The organism is Janthinobacterium sp. Bl 1 (assembly GCF_058215535.1).
In genome coordinates, this window is the sequence record NZ_CM177086.1 from 4,470,877 (window position 1) to 4,492,174 (window position 21,298).

Annotated in this window: 21 protein-coding genes and 1 tRNA gene; 13 read left to right on the top strand and 9 right to left on the bottom strand. The window is 63.9% G+C overall.

Features of this window, described 5'->3' with window-relative positions; translation table 11 throughout:
- Positions 1-32: 32 nt before the first annotated feature.
- Positions 33-1,361 carry a serine hydrolase domain-containing protein gene (locus AC4BCN_RS20070; RefSeq protein ID WP_338679212.1) on the bottom strand — a complete coding sequence of 443 codons (1,329 nt, stop codon included), beginning with the start codon at positions 1,359-1,361 and terminating at the stop codon, positions 33-35.
- Between the two features lie 226 nt (positions 1,362-1,587).
- On the opposite strand from AC4BCN_RS20070, the gene AC4BCN_RS20075 reads away from it, so the two are divergent.
- Positions 1,588-2,730: a sigma-54-dependent Fis family transcriptional regulator gene (locus tag AC4BCN_RS20075; RefSeq protein ID WP_490491592.1), complete on the top strand. Its 1,143-nt coding sequence runs from the start codon at positions 1,588-1,590 to the stop codon at positions 2,728-2,730.
- A 143-nt stretch (positions 2,731-2,873) separates the two neighbouring features.
- Positions 2,874-4,682 carry an NAD(P)-binding domain-containing protein gene (locus AC4BCN_RS20080; protein WP_490491593.1) on the top strand — a complete coding sequence of 603 codons (1,809 nt, stop codon included), beginning with the start codon at positions 2,874-2,876 and terminating at the stop codon, positions 4,680-4,682.
- Positions 4,683-4,929: 247 nt separating this feature from the next.
- Here the strand turns inward: AC4BCN_RS20080 and AC4BCN_RS20085 are convergent, their stop codons facing one another.
- Positions 4,930-5,496, bottom strand: coding sequence for a YceI family protein (locus AC4BCN_RS20085; RefSeq protein ID WP_034756709.1), 567 nt, complete (start codon positions 5,494-5,496; stop codon positions 4,930-4,932).
- A gap of 464 nt (positions 5,497-5,960) precedes the next feature.
- On the opposite strand from AC4BCN_RS20085, the gene AC4BCN_RS20090 reads away from it, so the two are divergent.
- The 4 genes from AC4BCN_RS20090 to AC4BCN_RS20105 all read left to right on the top strand — a co-directional run bounded on the left by AC4BCN_RS20090 (position 5,961) and on the right by AC4BCN_RS20105 (position 9,080).
- Entirely contained in the window at positions 5,961-6,419 is a 459-nt protein-coding gene (locus tag AC4BCN_RS20090; RefSeq protein ID WP_128142592.1) for a YbaN family protein, read from the top strand.
- Positions 6,420-6,743: 324 nt separating this feature from the next.
- Positions 6,744-7,553 (top strand): methionine ABC transporter ATP-binding protein, encoded by an 810-nt coding sequence (locus AC4BCN_RS20095; protein ID WP_139089807.1) that lies wholly within the window; start codon positions 6,744-6,746, stop codon positions 7,551-7,553.
- Complete coding sequence (locus AC4BCN_RS20100) at positions 7,546-8,220, top strand: methionine ABC transporter permease (protein ID WP_035820173.1); 675 nt, start codon at positions 7,546-7,548, stop codon at positions 8,218-8,220. Before AC4BCN_RS20095 ends, AC4BCN_RS20100 begins: the two co-directional genes overlap by 8 nt.
- Positions 8,221-8,252: 32 nt before the next feature.
- Complete coding sequence (locus tag AC4BCN_RS20105) at positions 8,253-9,080, top strand: MetQ/NlpA family ABC transporter substrate-binding protein (protein WP_485878104.1); 828 nt, start codon at positions 8,253-8,255, stop codon at positions 9,078-9,080.
- 89 nt (positions 9,081-9,169) lie between these two features.
- Here AC4BCN_RS20105 and AC4BCN_RS20110 read toward each other — a convergent pair whose 3' ends face one another.
- Positions 9,170-9,787 (bottom strand): OmpW/AlkL family protein, encoded by a 618-nt coding sequence (locus AC4BCN_RS20110; RefSeq protein ID WP_490491594.1) that lies wholly within the window; start codon positions 9,785-9,787, stop codon positions 9,170-9,172.
- A 146-nt stretch (positions 9,788-9,933) separates the two neighbouring features.
- Positions 9,934-10,830 (bottom strand): LysR family transcriptional regulator, encoded by an 897-nt coding sequence (locus AC4BCN_RS20115; RefSeq protein WP_338679215.1) that lies wholly within the window; start codon positions 10,828-10,830, stop codon positions 9,934-9,936.
- 248 nt (positions 10,831-11,078) lie between these two features.
- Here AC4BCN_RS20115 and fur point away from each other — a divergent pair, with 248 nt between their 5' ends.
- From fur to AC4BCN_RS20150, 7 genes are all read left to right on the top strand, one after another.
- A complete protein-coding gene (gene fur / locus AC4BCN_RS20120; RefSeq protein WP_035820181.1) occupies positions 11,079-11,519 on the top strand; it encodes a ferric iron uptake transcriptional regulator in 441 nt (146 codons plus the stop codon).
- 81 nt (positions 11,520-11,600) lie between these two features.
- Positions 11,601-11,966, top strand: a complete 366-nt coding sequence (locus AC4BCN_RS20125; protein ID WP_490491595.1) for a MerR family transcriptional regulator — start codon at positions 11,601-11,603, stop codon at positions 11,964-11,966.
- 59 nt (positions 11,967-12,025) lie between these two features.
- Positions 12,026-12,616, top strand: a complete 591-nt coding sequence (locus tag AC4BCN_RS20130) for an NAD(P)H-dependent oxidoreductase (RefSeq protein ID WP_490491596.1) — start codon at positions 12,026-12,028, stop codon at positions 12,614-12,616.
- Positions 12,617-12,788: 172 nt separating this feature from the next.
- Complete coding sequence (locus AC4BCN_RS20135) at positions 12,789-13,997, top strand: SpoIIE family protein phosphatase (protein ID WP_490491597.1); 1,209 nt, start codon at positions 12,789-12,791, stop codon at positions 13,995-13,997.
- Positions 13,998-14,062: 65 nt separating this feature from the next.
- Entirely contained in the window at positions 14,063-14,620 is a 558-nt protein-coding gene (locus AC4BCN_RS20140) for a SiaB family protein kinase (protein WP_034756676.1), read from the top strand.
- Between the two features lie 22 nt (positions 14,621-14,642).
- Positions 14,643-15,041 carry a DUF1987 domain-containing protein gene (locus AC4BCN_RS20145; RefSeq protein WP_490491598.1) on the top strand — a complete coding sequence of 133 codons (399 nt, stop codon included), beginning with the start codon at positions 14,643-14,645 and terminating at the stop codon, positions 15,039-15,041.
- A 3-nt stretch (positions 15,042-15,044) separates the two neighbouring features.
- The gene (locus tag AC4BCN_RS20150; protein WP_070305132.1) at positions 15,045-15,785 is read left to right on the top strand and encodes a GGDEF domain-containing protein; all 741 of its coding nucleotides are present in this window, start codon (positions 15,045-15,047) and stop codon (positions 15,783-15,785) included.
- A gap of 1 nt (position 15,786) precedes the next feature.
- On the opposite strand, the gene AC4BCN_RS20155 is transcribed toward AC4BCN_RS20150, so the two are convergent.
- From AC4BCN_RS20155 to fdhE, 5 genes are all read right to left on the bottom strand, one after another.
- Positions 15,787-16,500: a substrate-binding periplasmic protein gene (locus tag AC4BCN_RS20155; RefSeq protein WP_257620125.1), complete on the bottom strand. Its 714-nt coding sequence runs from the start codon at positions 16,498-16,500 to the stop codon at positions 15,787-15,789.
- A gap of 157 nt (positions 16,501-16,657) precedes the next feature.
- Positions 16,658-16,753 (bottom strand) — tRNA-Sec (locus AC4BCN_RS20160).
- A gap of 12 nt (positions 16,754-16,765) precedes the next feature.
- Positions 16,766-18,721, bottom strand: a complete 1,956-nt coding sequence (gene selB / locus AC4BCN_RS20165; RefSeq protein WP_490491599.1) for a selenocysteine-specific translation elongation factor — start codon at positions 18,719-18,721, stop codon at positions 16,766-16,768.
- Positions 18,718-20,127, bottom strand: a complete 1,410-nt coding sequence (gene selA, locus AC4BCN_RS20170) for an L-seryl-tRNA(Sec) selenium transferase (protein ID WP_490491600.1) — start codon at positions 20,125-20,127, stop codon at positions 18,718-18,720. Before selA ends, selB begins: the two co-directional genes overlap by 4 nt.
- On the bottom strand, positions 20,124-21,170 hold the full coding sequence (fdhE, locus tag AC4BCN_RS20175; protein WP_072452904.1) for a formate dehydrogenase accessory protein FdhE: 1,047 nt from the start codon (positions 21,168-21,170) through the stop codon (positions 20,124-20,126). The genes selA and fdhE overlap by 4 nt, the downstream gene beginning before the upstream one ends.
- Between the last annotated feature and the right edge of the window lie 128 nt (positions 21,171-21,298).

The window sequence follows — 21,298 nt, forward strand, 5'->3', positions numbered from 1 at the left end:
GCCGCACGGCTGGCACGGGCCAATCCGGCAGCCTACTTCGGCCTGGCCAGCAGCAGCTTGCCCAGCGCTTCGAAGGCCGGCGTGGTGGTCGGATCGTTGGCCGCATTGGCCGCCGTCGGCGTCGAGGCGAAACGCACGATCACCATTTCCGCCTTCGGATCGATGTAGATGCGCTGGCCGTACACGCCGCGCGCCATGTAGGCGCCATGGTCGTTATGCGTGACCCACCACATGTCGCGGTAGCTCCAGCCCTTAAGCAAATCGTAGCCGCCCTTGGCGAACAGCTGCTTGTCGCCGCCACGGCGGATATCGTCGACGGCCGCCTTCGGAATGATTTGCTGGCCGTTGTGGCGGCCATCGTTGCGCAGCATCTCGCCAAAGCGGGCCAGGTCGCGCAGGCCCGCGCTCAAGCCGCCGCCGGCAAACGGCGTGCCCGTCGAATCGACCGACATGTAGCCATCCTGCTCGGCGCCCAGCTTTTGCCAGACATGCTCGGACAGGTAGTCGTTGACGCTCTGCCCCGTGACCCTGGCGATGATCCATCCCAGCACATCCGAGTTGACCGTGCGGTAGCCGAAGCCCTCGCCGTGTTTTCCCTCATGCCGCACCGTTTGCAGGTATTCGAAATAGCTGCGCGGCCCCGTGTAATCCTTGGGCTTGGGCAGCGGATTGCCGGCCGCCGCGTGCTGCCACACTTCCGCGTTCGGGTCGGCGTAATCTTCGCTGAATTTCAGGCCCGTGGTCATGTCGAGCACCTGGCGCACGGTAGCGTCGCCAAACGCGGATTTGGCCAGTTCCGGCACGTACTCGGCCACCTTCTTGACCGGATCGAGCTTGCCTTCGGCCACCAGGGCCGCGCCGATGGTGCCCATCACGGACTTCGTCACCGACATGGCGCCATGCTGGCCGCCCTCCTTCAATACGCCGAAATAGCGTTCGTACACGATGCGGCCCCGGTGCAGCACGACGATGCCGTCCGTGTAATTGGCGCCCAGCGACTGCTCCCACGTCATCGTATCCTTGGCGCCAAGCGGCGTGAAGCGCAGGCTGTCGATATCGTTGCGCAGCGCGCGCGGCAAGGGCACGGGCGCCTTCAAGCCGCGCGCCACTGCCACCGTCGGCATCAGCTGGCGGAAGTGCGACACGCTCCAGCGCAGCTGCGGGAAATTGAAATAGCTGCCATCGTCGAAGCGGATGATTTTATCGGCCGGCGGCGGCGCGCCCACCATCCATTGCAATGCAGCCGGATCGCTGGCGGCGGCCGACAGCGGCGCCGTCGTCTCTGCCGCATGGGCGCCGGCGGCCAGCGCCAGGCAGGCTGCGGCCAGAGCCAGGCGGCGGATTGGTGGCAGTGTCGTCATGCATTTCTCCTGTCATGGCTGGCACCCGCGGCGGCGCTCGCTTCATGCGATGCATGCTAACAGAGAAACTTTTTATCTTGTTCTACGGCATCCTATTGTGCGGGCCACGCGCTGAGACGAACGTCTCACGCGCGCGCCATGCTGCAGCGCAGGATGCGCGGCCCCGCGCTTCGTGCTAAAAACGAAAACACCATAAAAAAACAGACACGAGACACTGGAGAGCGCCATGCCCTACGTCCGCCAGACCAGCCATATCGACCGCGTGCGCGACCTGATCGCCGGCCGCATCGTCAATCCAGGCGCCGATACGGCCAGGCTGGCGTCGTCGTACCGGCGTTCGCTCGACGACTACCGGCTCGACCCCGCTTCCACCACGGGGCCGCGCATACTGACGGGCGCCGAACTGCGCGCCATCCAGCAGTCCGAGGAGGATTTTCTGCGCTCCACGGGCCAGTGCCTGCCCCGCCTGCACGCCATGGTGCGCGAGGCGGGCTACTGCGTCATCCTCGCCAATGCGCGCGGCGTGACGATCGACTACGTGGTTGACACGGACCAGCGCAAGGATTTCAAGAAGGCGGGCCTGTACCCGGGTTCGTGCTGGTCGGAAGAAGAGGAAGGCACGTGCGGCATCGCCTCCGTGCTGCTCGACCACGAAGCCATCACCGTGCACAAGACCGACCATTTTCGCGCCGCGTTCACGGGCCTGACCTGCAGCGCGGCGCCGATTTTTTCGCCGCACGGCGACTTGATCGGCGTGCTCGATGCGTCTGCCCTGCGTTCTCCCGACGCGCGCGACAGCCAGCGCCTCGTCAAGCAGCTGGTGCGGCAAGGCGCGACCCTGATCGAGGACGGCTTTTTTCTGAAGTCCTACAGCCATTGCTGCATCCTGCTGGCGCACCGCAACCGCCACTTCGTCGAAGTGCAGCCGGAAATGCTGCTCGCCATCGACGAACATGGCGACATCGTCGCCGCCAACCGCTGCGCGCGCGACGTCATCGGGGGCCTCGACAGCCTGCCGCGTCCCGTCGCCGAGGTGCTGGACGTGCGCGCCGAGAGGCTGTTCGATGCGCGCGCGGGACGCAGTCTGCTGTCCTTGCGCCTGGCCGGCGGCAGCACGTGGCTGCACGCGCGCGTGCGCGCGCCGCTGCGCCAGGCCAAGGCGCGTCCGCGCGCCATGCGCGAGGCCACCGTCGCGCAAGACGTGGTGGCCTACACGGCGCCGGAACTGGCCGAACGCACGCGCATCGTCCACGCCATGAACGCCGCCAAATGGCGCCCGCTGCAGGCGGCCGCCATGCTGGGCATCTCGCGCGCCACCCTGTACCGGCGCCTCAAGCAGCTGCACATCGTGCCACCGCACCGGCAATGATGCGACAAACGCGCTGAGACTTCCGTCTCAATCGCCGCCATGCTGCGCTGCGCAATGCGGCGCAAGAACGCCAGTGTTACAACATCGTCAGCGGCAACACAGCCGCATCCCATCATAAAGTCAGCAGACTTGGAGGAGACACGATGCAAACCGATATCAACCCGCACGACCTGGCCGTGGCCGGCATCCTGGAACAGCTCGAAGGCTGTCTTCGCGCCAGCGACAGCACGGGCGCCGCGCAACTGTTCGAACAGGATGGCTACTGGCGCGACCTGGTGCTGTTTACCTGGAACCTGAAAACCCTGGAAGGCCGCGAGCAGATCGCCGCCATGCTGGCCGCCCAATTGGGCGCCGTCCAGCCAGTCTCCATTCGCATCGCCGACGGCGAACATGCGGTGGAAGCCGGTGGCGTGCTGCAAAGCTGGATCACGGTGGAAACGAACGCGGCGCGCGGCGTGGGCTTCGTCCGCATCCGCGACGGCAAGATCTGGACCCTGCTCACCACCATGAGCGAATTGAAGGGTTTTGAGGAAGCCAAGGGCGGCCGGCGGCCCATGGGCGCGGAACACGGCGCGCGCACCAACCGCAGCAGCTGGCTGGAAAACCGCGAGCAGGATGCAAAGGAACTGGGCTACACGCGCCAGCCTTACTGCGTCATCATCGGCGGCGGCCAGGGCGGTATCGCGCTCGGTGCGCGGCTGCGCCAGCTGAACGTCCCCACCATCATCATCGAGAAAAACGCCCGTCCCGGCGACAGCTGGCGCAAGCGCTACAAGTCCCTGTGCCTGCACGATCCCGTCTGGTACGACCACATGCCGTATATCCCGTTTCCCGACAACTGGCCCGTCTTCACGCCGAAGGACAAGGTCGGCGACTGGCTGGAGATGTACACCAAGGTGATGGAACTCAATTACTGGGGTTCGACTTCCTGCGAATCGGCCAGCTTCGACGAAGCCACCGGTGAATGGACGGTGCAGGTGCTGCGCGATGGCCAGCCCGTCACCCTGAAACCGAAGCAGCTGGTGCTGGCCACGGGCATGTCGGGCAAGGCGAACATGCCGAAGTTCAAGGGCATGGACGTGTTCCAGGGCGAGCAGCAGCACTCGTCGCAGCATCCGGGGCCGGACGCCTATGTGGGCAAGAAGGTGGTCGTCATCGGCGCGAACAATTCCGCGCACGATATCTGCGCCGCCCTGTGGGAAGCGGGCGTGGACGTGACCATGGTGCAGCGCTCGTCGACGCACATCGTCAAGTCCGATTCCCTGATGGACCTGGCGCTGGGCGACCTGTACTCGGAACGGGCGCTGGCGGCCGGCATGACGACGGCCAAGGCCGACCTGACGTTCGCCTCGATCCCGTACAAGATCCTGGCCGACTTCCAGAAACCCGTCTTCAAGGCCATCCGCGAACGCGATGCGGATTTTTACGCGCGTCTGGAAGAACGGGGCTTCATGCTCGACTTTGGCGACGACGATTCCGGCCTGTTCATGAAATACCTGCGCCGCGGCTCCGGCTATTACATCGACGTGGGCGCCTCCGAGCTGGTCGCCGAAGGCAAGATCAAGCTGAAAAGCGGCGTCGGTGTACAGGAACTGAAAGCCCATTCCATCGTGCTGTCGGACGGCACGGAACTGCCGGCCGACCTGGTGGTGTACGCCACCGGCTACGGTTCCATGAATGGCTGGGCGGCCGACCTGATCTCGCCCGAGGTGGCGAACAAGGTGGGCAAGGTGTGGGGCCTCGGGTCAAGCACGACGAAAGACCCTGGCCCGTGGGAGGGCGAACAGCGCAATATGTGGAAACCCACGCAGCAGCAGGCGCTGTGGTTCCACGGCGGTAACCTGCACCAGTCGCGCCACTATTCCCAGTACCTGTCGCTGCAGCTGAAGGCGCGCATGGAAGGGTTGAACACGCCCGTGTATGGGCAGCAGGAGGTGCATCACTTGTCGTGATTGTCTTGCATCCCGGCGCATGTCAGCTCATGTCGGATTACGTGCGGCTTTGCCGCGCTAATCCGACCTACTGTCGAAAAAGCGGTGGATTTTGGCCCGCCGCTTCTTGCGGCACCTGTAAAACCACGTAGGTCGGATTAGCGCGCAAGCGCGTAATCCGACACAATGTTGGCGCATGCCGGATTACACACGAAAAAATGGCGGTGGACCGAAGTCCGCCGCCATTTTTACGTCATGCAGCCAACGATTACTGTTTGATGGCTTCGATCGCGAATGTCAGGGTGACGTCATCGCTGACGGCTGGCGCATATTTGCCGGCGTTGAATTCCGAGCGCTTGATCTTGGCCGTGGCGTTGGCGCCGCAAGCGTCTTTTTTCAGCATCGGGTGCGGTGCGCAGGCGAACGAGGTGACGGTCAGGGTCACTGGCTTGGTCACGCCTTTCAGGGTCAGGTTGCCTTCAACGGAGGCCAGCTTGTCGCCGTCGAAATTGAACTTGGTCGATTTGTAGGTGGCGACAGGATACTTGGCCGTGTCGAGGAAGTCTTCGCCCTGGATGTGCGAGTTGAACAGGGTCGAACCCGTGTCGACGGACTTGGTATCGATCAGCACTTCGACGGCGCCCGTCTTGGCGGCGCGATCCAGCGTGACCTTGCCGGTGGTGTTATTGAAACGGCTTTGCTGCGTCGAGAAGCCCATGTGGGTGTACTCGAAACGGGGGAAAGTGTGGCTGCCATCGATGACATAGACTTCTGGAGCGGCAAAAGCGGACAGCGAGAAGCCGGCGGCGGCGATAAAAGCGAGCAGTTTTTTCATAATGGATTCCTGATAGGAGTGGAGGATGTCAAAACCGCAAGCAGCTGCAGGCGGGAAGCGCTGCGGCTGATTGTCTGGCTTCAGTTGCAACAGATTATGCATGGCATGAAGATCGATGTAAAACGGAAAATATGCCTAGTTAGCATCGAAAAAATCGATAATAAAGGCAATGATGTCCATGACAGCGCCTTCTGCTGCCGATTATTGTCTGCATTGCCAAAAATATCCAGCGTTATCAAATGCAAAGATGAGAATGATTCTTGTTATTATTCTGTGCAATGGTTATCATCACGGCCCGGGCGGACATGCAGCGGCGCCTTGATTCATCCATAATAGAGCAGAACACAGCACAGAAAAAACATGACGGCCACCCGCCACACCCGCCACGATATGCGCATCTTGAACGCCCATCCCACCGCCTCCCCGCCCCGCAGCCAGGGCCTCACCGCCGGCGCCCTCGCCTGATGCGGGAGCCGCACGCCCAGCCGCCACTGCGCGAAGCGCACGGCGTGCGCCTGCGCCGCTGGGCCTGGACCGCCGCCGGGGCCCTGATGGTGCTGCTGGGGATCATCGGCGCCATGCTGCCCGTCATGCCGACGACGATTTTCCTGATCCTCGCCCTGGCCTGCTTCAGCCGCGCCTCGCCGCGCCTCGAGCACTGGCTGCTGCACCATCCCCGCTTCGGTCCGCCGCTGCGCCAGTGGCGCGAACACCGCGCCGTTTCGCGGCGCGGCAAGACCATGGCTTGCCTGGGCATGGCCATCGGCTTTGTCGCCATGTGCCTGGGCCACCCGCCGTGGTGGGTCATCGCACTGGTGGGCGCCATGGAAATCGCCGTCCTCGTCTACCTGCTGCGGCGCCCGGAAGGCCCCGCCACTACCGGGGCAGAATCTGCCCGCGAAGAGGGTAATGGCGGGCAGTAAACCGCCCTTCCCGCATCCAAAAAATGGCAAGTGAGCCGAACTGCACATAAAAGCACAGCGATACGTCCGCAGGGCGCGGCGAACTTTTCACCAAGATGCGGCCCCTGTCGCGCCCGCCACGTGATTAAATTCGGCAAGAACGCTACTTTCCCGCTTTTTTAACTTGAAAACAGGCACATAGACATTATTTGCATATTCAAAGCAAGATTCTGTCGTAGGAGTAATAACACGATCGGAGGTATACTACGCAACCGACGTAACAGGCTGGGCGATTTGGCCCCTGCAAGCGCGCCTGTCACGGTCCAATAAAAAAGGAAACACTGCATGACCACACCACACCGTACGCCGGTGATTCGCATCGATGGCGCGAACAAGACCTTCGCGCTGCCCAAAGGCGAACAATTCCACGCGGTCAAATCGGTCACGCTGGAAGTCTATCCCGGTGATATTTTCGGCCTGATCGGCAAGAGCGGCGCCGGCAAATCGACGCTGCTGCGCCTGATTAACCTGCTTGAGCGCCCTGACAGCGGCACCATTACCGTGGCCGGGCGCGAACTGACACGCCTGGGCAAGAGCGAATTGCGCGACGCGCGCCAGAATATCGGCATGATTTTCCAGCAATTCAATCTGCTGCAAAACGCCAGCGTGTTCGACAACGTCGCCTTCCCCCTGAAAATCCATGGCACGACCAAGGGCGAGCAGATCGCCGCCAGAGTCGAGGAATGCCTGGCGCTCGTCGGCCTGTCCGACAAGCTGCACAGCTATCCGGCGCAATTGTCCGGCGGGCAGAAGCAGCGCGTGGCGATTGCCCGCGCCCTGGCCAGCCATCCCGACGTGCTGCTGTGCGACGAGCCGACGTCCGCGCTGGACGCGGAAACGACGCGCGCCCTGCTCGACACCCTGCGCGACATCAATGCGCGCCTGGGCGTGACCATCGTCATCGTCAGCCATGAGCTGTCGGTGCTGGGCGCCATCTGCAACCGCGTCGCCGTCGTGGAAAAAGGCGCTATCGCCGAACAATTCGATCTGAGCGACACGGCCACCCCGCGCAAGACGGCGCTGGGACGCGAGCTCGCTTATTACGGCACCGAGGCGTTTGAAGCCACCGCATGGAAGGATGCAACACATGTTTGAAGAATCGATCAATAACGTCATCAACCTGCTGCCGGAAATCTGGGTGGCGCTGGGCCAGACCATGACCATGCTGGGCATCGGCCTCACGGCCGCCATCCTGATCGGCGGCCCGCTGGGCATCTTGCTGTTCCTCGTGTCGGAAGGCCAGTCGCTGGAAAACCGTCCGCTGTCGATGATCCTCGGCTGGCTGGTGAATACCGTGCGCAGCTTCCCCTTCATCATCCTGCTCGTCGCCCTGACGCCGTTTACGCGCATCATCGCGGGCACCTCGATCGGCCCGCTGGCAGCTGCCGTGCCGCTGTCGTTCGCCGCCATTCCCTACCTGGCGCGCCTGGTGGAACAAAACCTGCGCGAAGTGCCGCGCGGCGTGATCGAGGCGGCGCACGCCATGGGCGCATCGGAAATGCAGATCATCTTCCGCGTGCTGCTGGTGGAAGCGCGCTCCGGCCTCGTGCTGGCGCTGACCGTGCTGTCGATCAGCTTCCTGTCGTATTCGGCCGTGGCCGGCGTGGTGGGCGGCGGCGGCATCGGCGACCTGGCCATACGCTACGGCTACTACCGCTTCGAGACGGACATCATGGTCGCCACCGTGGCCATCCTGATCGTGCTGGTGCAAACCATCCAGTTCGCCGGCACGCGCATCGCCAAGCGCCTCGACAAACGTTAATTCATATTCAGTATTTCAGTACAAGGAAAAGCATGAACCACATTCGCCGCACCCTGCTCGTCGCCGCCACCAGCCTGGCCTTCGCCACCGCCGCCCACGCCAAGGACCCGAAAGAACTCGTCATCGGCACCAGTTCCGGCCCCTACTCGGACCAGCTGAAGCTGGGCATCAAGCCTATCCTGGAAAAACAGGGCTACAAGGTCAAGATCGTGGAATTCAACGACTACGTGCAGCCGAACTACGCGCTGGCCGAAGGCTCGCTGGACGCCAACGTGTTCCAGCACATCGTATATCTGACCAAGTTCGCCACCGATAACAAGCTGCCATTGAGCCCCTTGATCACCGTACCGACCATGCCAATCGGCCTGTACGGCGGCAAGCAAAAGTCCCTGGCGGAAGTCAAAAACGGCGCCACCATCACCATGCCGAACGACCCGACCAACCAGGCGCGCGCGCTGGTCATGCTGGCCAAGATGGGCTGGATCAAGCTCAAACCGAACGTCGACCCGCTGCGAGCGTCCGAACGCGACGTGCTGGAAAACCCGAAGAAGCTGAAACTGGTGCCGCTGGAAGCGGCGCAGCTGCCACGTTCGCTGGCGGACGCCGACTACGCTTTCGTCAACGGTAACTTCGCCCTGGCCGCCGGCATGAAACTGACGTCGGCCCTCGCCGTGGAAAAGATCTCGGACAGCTACATCAACCTGGTTGCCATCCGCACGGCCGACAAGGCCAAGCCATGGGTCAAGGACCTGGAAGCGGCCTACCGCTCGCGCGCCTTCCTCGACGCGACGAACAAGTATTTGGCCGGCTACGAAAAGACGGACTACCAGCTGGCGCTGGAAAAGACGCTGAAAAAATAAGACAGCGCATGCCACGCAAAAAAACGGCCAGGTTCGCACCTGGCCGTCTTTTTTATTGTCCACGCCGCGTGGGCGCAGCCGGTCAATGCTTAGAAACGGTAGCCGACACCGACACCGATCAGGACAGGATCAACCTTGACTTCGCTGATCTTGGCGCCACCGGTCAGTACATCGCTGCGGATCTGCACTTTCTTGATGTCGAAGTTCAGGGACCAGTTTTTGTCCAGTTTGTAGTCAACACCGGCTTGCAGCGAGTAGCCCCAGCTGTCGTGTTCCAGGCGGCAGGCGCAGTTCAGCAATTTGACATCCGAGATATTCGTGTAGTTGATGCCGGCACCCACGTAAGGGCTGAACTGTTTTTCAGGCATGAAGTGGTATTGCAGCGACAGGGTCGGCGGCAAATGCTTGAAGGTACCGATCTTCGTGCCGGCAAGGTTGACGTCATGCTTTTGCGGATACGTCAGAATCAGCTCGGCAGCGATATTCGGGGTGAAGAAATACGAAATATCGATTTCAGGAATCGTCTTGCTGCTGACCGTGAAAAGGTCGGATGCGCCGACGCCACCAACAGGAGCAGATTTGTTGGCCGGATCGAGGTGCACGGCGCGCGCACGGACCAGCCATGGGCTTTCCTGTGCCATTGCGTTGCCGGCGAATGCGCCGATGGCGGCCAGGACGATTGCTGCTGCAGTTGCGGACTTTTTCATTCTAGTTCCCTCTTTTTGTCGTTAAGTAACGCTGCGAAGTCTAAGAGTGCAGTGCAACAAAAACTTTGATCCACATCAAATAGTGCTAGATGGCATCACTAGAGGCATTTTTTCCTTTGCCCAGGTCAAGAAAATGCCGCAGCGCGTCAATTCGCCTCGGCAAACACGCTGGCGACCCAGTCGGCAAACACGCGTACGCGTCGCGACAATTGCCGGTGATGGGGATACAGCACGGACACGGGCAGCGGGTCGGGACGCAAGTCCCGCAGCACTTCCACCAGGTCGCCCGCAGCTAGCGCCGATTCAAGGTGATACCGGGGCGCCTGAATCAGGCCCATGCCCGCGCGGCAGCAGGCGTGGTACGCGTCCGCATTGTTGACGGACACCGTGCCCGGCAAGGCCACGCTGTGCCGCTGCCCATCCACCTTGAAATCGAAGGGCCAGACCTTGCCCGTTTGGGCGGAAAAGAAATTGACGGCGCGGTGGCCCGCCAGTTGCGCCAAATTTTCCGGCGTGCCGTGCGCGGCCAGGTAGGCGGGACTGGCGCAGGTAAGCTGTTCGAGCAACGCCACCCTGCGCGCCACCATCGACGAGTCGCCCAGTTCGCCCACGCGCAGCACGCAATCGACGCCTTCGCGCACCAGGTCGACGAGGCGGTCGCCCATGCCGATTTCCAGTTCGATCAAGGGATAGCGGGCGCAGAACTGGTCCAGCACGGGCATGACGAAATGCATGGCCAGGGTCGCGTGCAAGTCGATGCGCAGCTTGCCGGCCGGCTGCTGCGCCGCCGAGGAAAACACGGCTTCCGTTTCTTCCAGGTCCGCCAGCAAGCGCACGCAGCGCTGGTAATACGCTTCGCCATCGGGCGTGGGCGTGACTTGCCGCGTGGTTCGCTGCAGCAGGCGCACGCGCAGCCGCGCTTCGAGCTGCTTGATCGCATGCGTGACCGTCGCTTTCGGGTAGCCGAGGTCATGCGCCGCCTGCGTGAAACTGCGTAACTCGACGATGCGCGTAAATATCCGCATCGCATCAAATCGGTCCATGCCGTGCTCCATTGTTATTCCCTGGTGCACAGTGTAGCGATTCAACGGGTATTTTTCGATTCTTCATGATAACTGCCGGCATATGTTGCCCGCCACGCAATCACTACTTGCGCCGATGTCACTGGTTGGCAGGCAGCTAGCGCAGCATAATATTCCAGTTCGCACGATACAAATGAGAATAGTAATGATTATCATTTGCGATATAATGAATGACCTCGCTAGGCGATTACAAAAAAGGAATGGGAGACATGGATATATTGAGGGAACTGCGTGAATCGGGCTTGAAAGTGACCATCCCCCGCTTGCGGATTCTGCAGCTGTTTCAAGAAGGCACGATCAAGCACCTGAGTGCGGACGATGTCTACAAACTCTTGCTGGCCGAAAAGATCGACGTGGGCCTGGCCACCATCTATCGCGTGCTGATGCAATTTGCCGAAGCGGGCATTCTGTTCCGCCGCCACTTCGAATCGGGCCACGCCGTCTTCGAACTGAACGAAGGCCAGCACCACGACCACCTGGTCTGCACCGGTTGCGGCAAGGTCGATGAATTCGTCGACGAAGGCATCGAACTGCGCCAGAACGAAATCGCCGCCGAGCGGGGCTTCGTGCTGCATGAGCATGCGCTGTCGCTGTACGGCACCTGTGCCGAGTGCACGGCGAAGAAAGTGCCGCCGCGCAAGCCCTCCTGAGGCAGCGCACAAGGTAGCGCCAGGCGAGCCCGCTGCGCTACACTGCGTGCGCCGTGACTCGATAAAAGGACAAGGACAAGCATGTACATCGGAGAAATCGCCCGCCTGGCGGGCACCTCGCCCAAGGCCTTGCGCCACTATGAAGCGCTGGGCTTGCTGGGGGACGTGCGCCGCTCGGGCGCCTATCGCGTCTACACGCAGCAAGACCTGGCGCAAGTCAAGCTGATACGCCAGGCGCAGGTCCTGGGCTTCCGCCTGGCCGAACTGCTGCCCGTTCTGGCCGGCGACGACACCGACTGGGCCGCTCTGTCGCAGCACATCGCCGCCAAGCGCGCGCAGGTGCAGCAGGATATCGCCCGCCTGCGCCAGCTCGACGCGCAATTGGCTGACATCGACACGGAGATCGGCGACTGCCTGGTGCGCCAGTGCATGCAAGAGGCCGCTTGACTCTGCCACTAGGGGCAGGCTTTAGCATGCAAGCTCTTCTTTAACGGATAGCCTGCATCATGACCAAGACGACACCCAAGCGCATTTTGATACTCCTCGGCCACCCGTCCAGCGACAGCTTTTGCGCCGCCCTGGCCGATGCCTACGCCGCCACGGCCCGCAGCGCAGGCCACACAGTGCGCGAGCTGCGCCTGGGCCAGCTCGACTTCGATCCCATCCTGCACGAAGGCTACCGCCAGGTACAGCCGCTGGAAGCGGACTTGCTGGCGGCCCAGGAAGCCATCAGCTGGTCCGAACACCTGGTGTTCGCCTACCCGATCTGGTGGGGTGGCGCGCCGGCCCTGCTGAAGGGTTTTGTCGACCGCGTCTTCCTGCCCGGCTACGCCTTCAAGTATCGCCCGGGCAAGGCATTCCCGGCGCAGCTGCTGTTGGGCCGCACGGCCCAGCTGCTGGTGACGATGGACACGCCGCCCTGGTATTTCCGCTGGGTCTACCGCATGCCCGGCATCCACCAGCTGCGCAAGACGACGCTCGAGTTTTGCGGCATCAAGCCCGTCAGGGTGGCCAGCTTCGGTCCCATTTTGAACGCCACAGAGCCGCAGCGCGCGCGCTGGCTGGAACAGGCGCAGGCGCTGGCCCGGCGCCTGTAGGTTGCTTGCCATGCAGCCATCTTGCATACGGTTTTGACAAGCTGGTAATCAAGCCGTCATATTCAAAGGCTACCATGATGATATTGCCTGTTTGTCAGTCGCCTTGCTCTCGCGACAACAAGGGTCCGACCGTCATCTAAAGGTAGCCGCTGTGGAGTTCAACGCTTCTCGATTGCATCTTCCCCGTTATCGCACGTCCGTGGCGTCCGACCTGTGCATCGCCACGGAATCCGTGCAGGCCGACGCCAGCAATTTCGCCGTGCTGGAACTGTTCACGGAACGGCGCGACATGATGAGCCTGCCCGTCACGGAACAGCACAAACCCATCGGCTTGATCAGCCGTAACATCTTCATGTCGCAGATGTCCAAGCCCTTCTATCACGAGGTGTACGGCAAGAAGAGCTGCATCGCCTTCATGGACAAGGAACCATTGATCGTCGACGGCGCCATGAGCATCGAAGACCTCACCTTCCGCGCCGTGGAAGCGGGCGAGAAGGCGCTGGCCGACGGCTTCATCATCACCGAGGATGGCGCGCTGGCCGGCGTCGGCTTCGGCTTGCAGCTGATGAACGTGGTGGCCACCATGCAGGCGGAAAAGAACCGGCAGATCATGCACAGCATCGATTACGCCAGCGTGATCCAGCGCGCCCTGCTGCGCACCTCCGATGCGGAACTGCGCGCCACCCTGCCCGACGCGCACCTGGAATGGCAGCCGCGCGACGTTGTCGGCGGCGATTTCTACTTTTTCGAACGCCATGCGGGCGGCTGGTTCGCCGCCATTGCCGACTGCACGGGCCACGGCGTGCCGGGTGCCTTCATGACCCTGATCGCCTCGTCGGCCCTGAGCCAGGCCCTGCGCGAACTGGGACCGCACGACCCGGCCGCCCTGATCGGCGCCGTCAGCCGCGCCATCAAGACCCTGCTGGGCCAGGATGGCGCCAGCACCGGCCACCACGCAGGCTCGAATGACGGCATGGATTGCGCCTTTTTGTGCTACGACACGGCCAGCGCCAGCCTGCGTTTCGCGGGGGCGAAACTGGCGCTGCACGTGGTGGCGCCCGGCGAGGACAGCGTGCGCGCCATCGACGGCGCGCGCATGGGCGTGGGCTATGTCGACACGCCGGCCGGCTACTGCTGGCACAACGAGACGCTGACCGTACCCGCCGGCAGCCTGCTGTTTCTCACCACCGACGGCTTGCTCGACCAGATCGGCGGCGCGCGCGACATCGCCTACGGCAAGCGGCGCATGCGCGAGCAGCTGCTGACGCGGCGCGACGCTCCCGCCGGCGACGTGGCGGCGGCCCTGCTGCAGGATAGCGCCGCCTGGCAGGGAGCGCAGCCGCGCCGCGACGACCTGACCTTTTTCTGTTTCCGCCTGTAGTTTTGGCGCCATCGCGCCACCTTATCAACAAGAAACCGGGTCACCGGCTAGCCAGGAGCACGGACGTGCTGTACGAAGAATTCAACGAGTTTTGGGATGTGGCCCGCAAGCGCAACATCATCTTTTTTTACGTGGGCTATTTCTCGCAGCACGTGGTGAACGCCATTTCCGAAACCATCAAGGCGCGCCTCGACACGGCCGGCGCGGCAGGACCCACGCGGCGGCGCATCTTTTCCTCGTTCATCGAGATGTCGCAAAACATCATGCACTATTCCGCCGACAGCCTGACCCCCGATGCGCAGCTGGACCAACAGATGCGGCGCGGCTCGTTTTGCATCGGCACGCGCGGCGACAGCTTTTTTCTGCTGTGCGCCAACCCCGTCTCGACGGACAACGTGGCGCAGATCCGCGCCCGCCTGGAGCCGCTGCACACGATGACGATGGAAGAAATCCGCCTCGCCTACAAGAAGGCCCTGCGCGAGGAAGCGCCGGCCGACAGCAAGGGCGCGGGCCTGGGTTTTCTCACCATGGCGCGCGACGCCAGCGAGCCGCTGGAATTCGAATTCGTCCAGGATCCCCAGGAGCCGGGCCACACCATCTTCTGCATCAAAGCCATCATTTGAAAGAGCCGACTCAGGAAAGCATATGCAATTACCGTCACCACTGTTCATCGCCGCGACCCCGAGTTCGCCCGAAATCGACTTCCGTTTCGAGCAGCACACCCTGTCGATCAAGGGCGAGTCGTATCCGGAAAACGCGGCCGCCTTCTATGGCCCGCTGATCGCCGCCGTGCGCGCCTATCTGGAAGGCTGCCGCGAAGCGGCCATCACCGTCAACGTCTCGCTGGCCTACTTCAACAGCTCGAGCACGAAGATGCTGTTTACCCTGTTCGACACCCTGAACCAGGCGGCCGTCGATGGCAACCAGGTACGCCTGAACTGGTACCACGACGAAGACGACGACACCATCCTGGAATTCGGCGAGGAGCTGCAGCAGGACTTCACGGCGCTGGACTTCCAAGACCATCCCGTGCAAGGCAGCTAGGACATGCGCGCCGCCCTCTCCGAGTCCGGCCTGGAGCCCGACCTGTTCACCGTGGAAGCGGCGGCGCTGGCTGCCGCGCGCCGCATGCACGCCGACGCCAATGCCTCGGGCGCGGAGCAGCGGCGCGTGCTCGGTGAACTGATCGTCCACTACGAGCGGCTGATGCGCGAAACGCGGCGCCTGATCGGCCGCAGCGACCGTGCCGAGCGCGACATGCACCTGCTGAACCGCCAATTGCAGACGCTGGCCGGCCAGCTCGAATACCGCGCCACGCACGACCCGCTGACGGGCGCCCTGAACCGCGGTGCCGTCATCGACCACGCGTCGCGCTGCCTGGCGCAAGGCGACATGGCGCTGATCGTGCTCGATATCGATTTGTTCAAGCAGGTCAACGATGACTTCGGCCACCCGGCCGGCGACGGCGTGATCCAGGCCGTGGTCGACTGCCTGAAGGGGCTATTGGGACAGGAAACGGCCATCGGCCGGGTCGGCGGAGAAGAGTTTTCCGTCGTCTGGCCCACCTCTTCGCGCGACGACGCGGCGCAAGTGGCGCAGCGCATCTGCGAGACGGTCGGCCGCCAGCGCCATGCGGCGCCCATCACGCGCGCCATCACCGTCAGCGTGGGCCTGAGCTGGAACCGCGCCGGCACGCCGTTCGAGACGGCCTACAGCCACGCGGACCAGGCGCTGTACCAGGCCAAGCGCGAAGGACGCAACTGCGTGCGCCAGTGGCTGGAGAGCTGAATCAGTGCAGCTGTTCACGCGCCATGCTGCCGTCGCGGCGCATGGCCGCCGCCGCGCGCTGCATGGCCGCCACCTGCGCCTCGGGCAATTGCTTGTTGCAGGCGAGGTAAGTCTGCACGCGGTTGAAGGTCAGCAGCGGCACCACCTTGCCCTCCCACTCCTTGCCGACGAAAGGCTTGCTGCCCACCGCCATGCCGACGGCCCACAGGTCGATGCGCCCGAGCAGCAGCTTTTGCGGATTGAGCCACTCCTGCGTCACGGGCGCCACGTTCATGCCGCGCTGGCGCAGGTAATCGTCGCGCGCGTCGCCGAGCACCGTGCCGATCACCAGGCCGCGCGCATCGGCCAGCGTGCGCAAGGTGAGGTGCCGCTCGGCCAGGCCATATAGTATCCATTCCGCTTCGTTGAGGGGGCCGATCCAGCGAAATTGTGCTTCGCGCTCCTGCGTGCGGCTGGTGGAAAAGATGCAGGTGTCGGCTTCGCGCAACGCCTGCGCATACGCGCGCTTCCACGGCAGCAATTCGATGCTGTAGGCAATACCGGCGCGCGCCATGATGCCGCGCACCTTGAGCGTTTCACGCCCGACGACGACATTGCCTTCCATCATGCTCGATGGCGGCAAATGCTCGCCGACGATGCGCAGGCCGGCCGCCGCGGCCAGCGCCGGCATCAGCAGCGCCGCTGCCAGCAGCCGTGCCATGCTTGCTTGTTTCATGCTTGCTTTCTTCTGCTACAGGGGATTCAAGCCGATGTTACCATCGGCCCGCAGCGGCATCGCCGCATATGGGCAATTCAATCAACTATTTTCGGCAACGTGGCAACAAGCCAACGCCGGCAGAACGTCATGCGGGAGGGGATGGGAGGAAAGTAACTGGCGGAAAACAGTAGGAGTCGAACCTACGGGAGAACGTCTGACGCCCTCCACCGGGTTTGAAGCCCGGCCACATCACCGGATGAGTGTGCTTTCCGCGGTGCCTGAGCTAGCTGTTGGGCGAGGCTGCCGTATAGGACCACAGCGCTTGCGGGCGCAATAGATGCCCATTGCCAACACGGCGAGTATAACCGACGCGGTCAAAGAATTCCAAGACCTGGATCGCCCGCTTGCGGCCCAGGCCGCTGGCGTCGCGGAAGGTGGCCGCACCGACGGCGCCGGCACCGGACGACAGGCCTTCGTCCAGCTCCGCTTTTTCGGTCAGGGTGCGTACCAGTTGCGCCAGCTCGGCCAGCGCCGCCTGGTGATAGAACAGGTCGTGCACGACCTGGCTGATCTGGCCTGCCTTGGCAAGTTTGCGCAACAGCCTGCGCGTCTCGTCCTCGGCCAGGCCGAAGCTGCGCGCCAGGTCGCGCGTCCATGGCGGATCGGCTCGCCCCTGCTCCAGCGCGGCCAGCAAGGGTTCGGCCACCGATTGCTCCTGCGGCGTCAGTTCCACGCTGTGCGTCGGCAAGTGCAGGCTGGCACCGCGCGCCAGGATCTCGCCGCGCGCCAGCAAGCCTTCGACCAGATGGCTCCACAAGGCGTCTTCCATCTCCGCGTCGACGATGCGTTTCAGCCGCCACAATTCCGGCCCCGCCTCGTCGGGCGCGCGCGCGTGGAAATTTTCCAGTGCGGCCAGCACCCGCTCCTGCAGCGCCAGCAAGGCCGGCGGCGCCACCAGCAGGGCGTCGCCGCCGCGCAGGGCGATGCGCCGCGTGTCGGGCGGCAGCGCCAGCGCGTCCGCCGGCAACAGGGACAGGCGCACCAGCAGCGACTCGCGCAGCCCCAGCGGGCTTTGCGCCAGCAGGGCCGCATAGTCGCCGTGCGCGATGAAGGCGGCCAGCGCATCAAGCCAGGCCAGCCTGGCCGGACTGCGCCGCTTGCGCGCGGGACCAAACGGATCGAGTACCATGCCGCCGCCCACCGTCTGCGTGGCTTGCGCATTGCGCACGACGAAGCGGTCGCCCGGCACGCCGTGCATGGGGGCGTCGAACACCAGCTGTACTCTTCCCGTCTGTCCCGGCGACAGGGTCTCGCCATCGAGCATGACGGCGCGCGCCAGCTGGTGCGCCGCGCCCAGGTGCACATGCAGCGGCGACCAGGCTTTCAGCTGCACGCCCGCGTCGGGCAAGAGCGTCAGTTCCACGTCGAGGCGCTCGGAGCACTGCGCCAGCTCGGGCGCGACGATCCAGTTGCCCCGCTCGATGCGCTCGCGGTCGATGCCGGCCAGGTTCAGCGCCAGGCGCTGGCCCGCCATGCCCGTCTCGGCCGCGCGGTTCTGCGCATGGATGCTGCGCACCCGGGCCTGCGCGCCGCCGGGCGCCAGCTGCAGCATGTCGCCCACCTGCGCGCGGCCCGCCAGCGCCGTGCCCGTAACGATGGTGCCCTGGCCCGACAAGGTGAACACGCGGTCCACGCCCAGGCGGAACAAACGCCGCTCGTCGCGCTGCGGCAGGCTGCGCGCCACTTGCGTCAGGTGTGCCAGCAAGGCGGCCACGCCGGCATCGTCGTCGCGGTTGGCGGCAGTGGGAAAGATCGGGCTGCCCGCCAGCGGCGTGCCGGCCAGCAGCGCTTCGATGTCAAGCTCCACCTGCGCCACGCGGGCGCTGTCGGCGCGGTCGATCTTGGTCAGCGCCACGGCGCCGCGCGCCACACCGAGCAGCTGCAAAATGGCCAGGTGCTCGTGCGTCTGCGGCATGATGCCGTCGTCGGCCGCCACCACGAGCAGGGCGAAGTCGATGCCCGTCACGCCGGAAGCCATGGTGCGGATGAATTTTTCGTGGCCCGGCACGTCGATCACGCCCAGCACCGTGCCGTCCGCCAGCGGCAGGTAGGCATAGCCGAGTTCAATCGAAATGCCGCGCGCCTGCTCTTCCTTCAGGCGGTCCGTGTGCACGCCCGTCAGCGCGCGCGTGAGGGTCGTCTTGCCATGGTCGATATGGCCTGCGGTGCCGACGATCATGCGGACAACTCGGCGAGCTGCGTGATGAAGGCCGTCTCGTGCGCCGCTTCCAGGCAGCGCAGGTCCAGCCACAGAGTGTCCTGGCCGATGCGCCCGATCACGGGGCACGGCAAGGCGCGCAAACGCTGTTCCAGCACACCCAGGGGATTGCTCAGGCGCGAGGCGGGCGCGCTGCGAATGGCCAGACCAAAACTGGGCAGCTGGTCGACGGGCAAGGCACCGCTGCCGATCTGGCTTTTCATGGCTTCGGCAGTGACCACATAGGCGGCACCGAGTACGCTTTGCAGCAGCGGCAGCACGGTTTCCGCCTGCGCGCGCATGGCGGCGGCGGGACGCGTCAGCAAACGCAAGGTGGTCAGCCGTTCGGCCAGCAAGTCCGGTGCGCGGTACAGCTGCAGCACGGGGGCCAATGCGGCCAGGGTCAGCTTGCCGACCCGCAGTGCACGTTTCAATGGGTTGCGCTTGATCTTCGCGATCAAGTCTGCCCGCCCGACGATGACGCCGCACTGCGGGCCGCCCAGCAATTTGTCGCCGCTGAAGGTCACCAGGTCAGCGCCCGCTTCGATGGTTTCGCGCACCGTCGTTTCATGCGGCAGACCGTACTGCGCCAGGTCGACCAGGGTACCGCTGCCCAGGTCCACGGCCGTCGGCACGCCGTGTTTTACGGCCAGCGGCACGAGTTCATCGAGCTCCACGCTTTTCGTGAAACCGGTAATCGCGTAATTGCTGCAATGGACCTTCATCAAGAGGGCCGTGTCTTCGTTCACGCCATGCGCGTAATCGGCCAGGTGCGTGCGGTTGGTGCTGCCCACTTCGCGCAGCACGGCGCCCGCGCGCGTCATGACGTCGGGGATGCGGAAGGCGCCGCCGATTTCCACCAGCTCGCCGCGCGAGACGACGACCTCTTTATTCTGCGCCAGGGTATTGAGCATCAGCAGCACGGCGGCTGCATTATTGTTGACGATGGTGGCCGCTTCGGCCCCCGTCAGTTCGCGCAGCAATTCCTCGACCAGGTCGTCGCGGTCGCCGCGCTTGCCCGTTTCCAGGTCGAATTCCAGATTCATCGGCCACTGCAGCGCTTCCACCACGGCCTGCACGGCCGTATCGGGCAGCAGCGCGCGGCCCAGGTTCGTGTGCAGCACGGTGCCCGTCAGGTTGAAGACGGCGCGCAGCTGCGGACGCGCTTGCGCCTGCAGCCGTTCGTCCATTTGCACGGCGATGGCGGCGATCGATGCGCCCTCCTCGCACACTGCGCCCGCCAGCATGGCCGTGCGCAGTTCGGCCAGCACGGCGCGCGCGCAGGCCAGGGTCTGCACGCGGCCGTAGCGCGCGATCAGGGCCAGGCAAGCCGCGTCGCCCAGGATGCGGTCTACCGACGGCAGGCGCACGGTTTGCCCCGTCGTCATGACGGCTGATCCGAGCTTTTACCCAGCCACAGCAGCGGATTGCCGCTGGCGCGCTGGTAGCCCGCTTCGCCCACCAGCAGGTCGAGCATCAGGCTGGCCAGGTCGTCGGCCAGCGGTTCGACGTTGTAATCGTGTTCCTGGTTGAAGACCTTGCGGTAGGTGTGGCAGTCGTCGCAGGTTTCCGCGCGCGCCACCTTCTTCGGATCGTTCGCCTTGTTCGGCAATTTGTCGTCTTTGGCCGTCACGGGATCGAACGGCTTGGCATCGGCCGCGTCCAGGCCCTGGTAGGCGATCTTGCCATTCTGTTCGCAGGTCGAGCACTTGACGCGCACCATATGCCATTCGCTTTCGCAAATGCCGCAGTGCAGGTAGCGGTAGCCCTGCGACTGGCCGCCGATGCGGATCACGCTGGCGACCGGGTGCGAACCGCAGACGGGACACAAGGTGCCCGTTTCCAGGTCCGGCACGCGCGCGGCGCGCAGTTCGCTGGCCGATACCGACCACAGGATTTGCAGGGCGGCCGCGACGAATGGCGCATGCATGGGATTGAGGTTATCGCCGTTTTCATCGAGCACGGCATCGGCGCAGGCGTCCAGCGCTTGTGCGTCGAGCGCGCGCAGCTGGGCCAGCACCTGGGTGAGGCCGCCGGACAAGGCCGGCTGGCTTGCCGCCGTGGCGGCCAGTTCATCGAGCAGGCTGGCGAAAATGTCGCGCCAGACGGGTGGGCGGGCGCCACTGACGGGCAGCACCGGCATGCGGTGCTGGATAGCCCGGCGCAGCGCGTCGGGGTCGGCGGCAGGCACGGCGCCGGGCGCCAGTTTTCCCACCACGGCCGCCTGCGCATCGGCCAGCGCGGCCATCAGCACCAAGTAGCCCTGCATGCCCGCGTCGACGGGGATGCCCTTGATGTTACCTTGCGCCAGTTCGCGCAGGCGCAAGGCACGCGCCGTAAACAGGCTGCCAGGCTGCGGCAGCAGCAGGCGCGGAATCGCGTTATGGTCCAGGCCTTCGATTTCGCCTGGCTGGAGTATGCGTTGTACCAATGGAGTTTTCCCATCAAAAAAGGGGGCTGTAAAGTATTCTAATCGATATAGTGCAGCGCAAGCCGCAAAGGAAAACCGGGGTCAGTCCCTTCGGGATCGGAATGCGTTCCATTGGAACGCATTCGCCC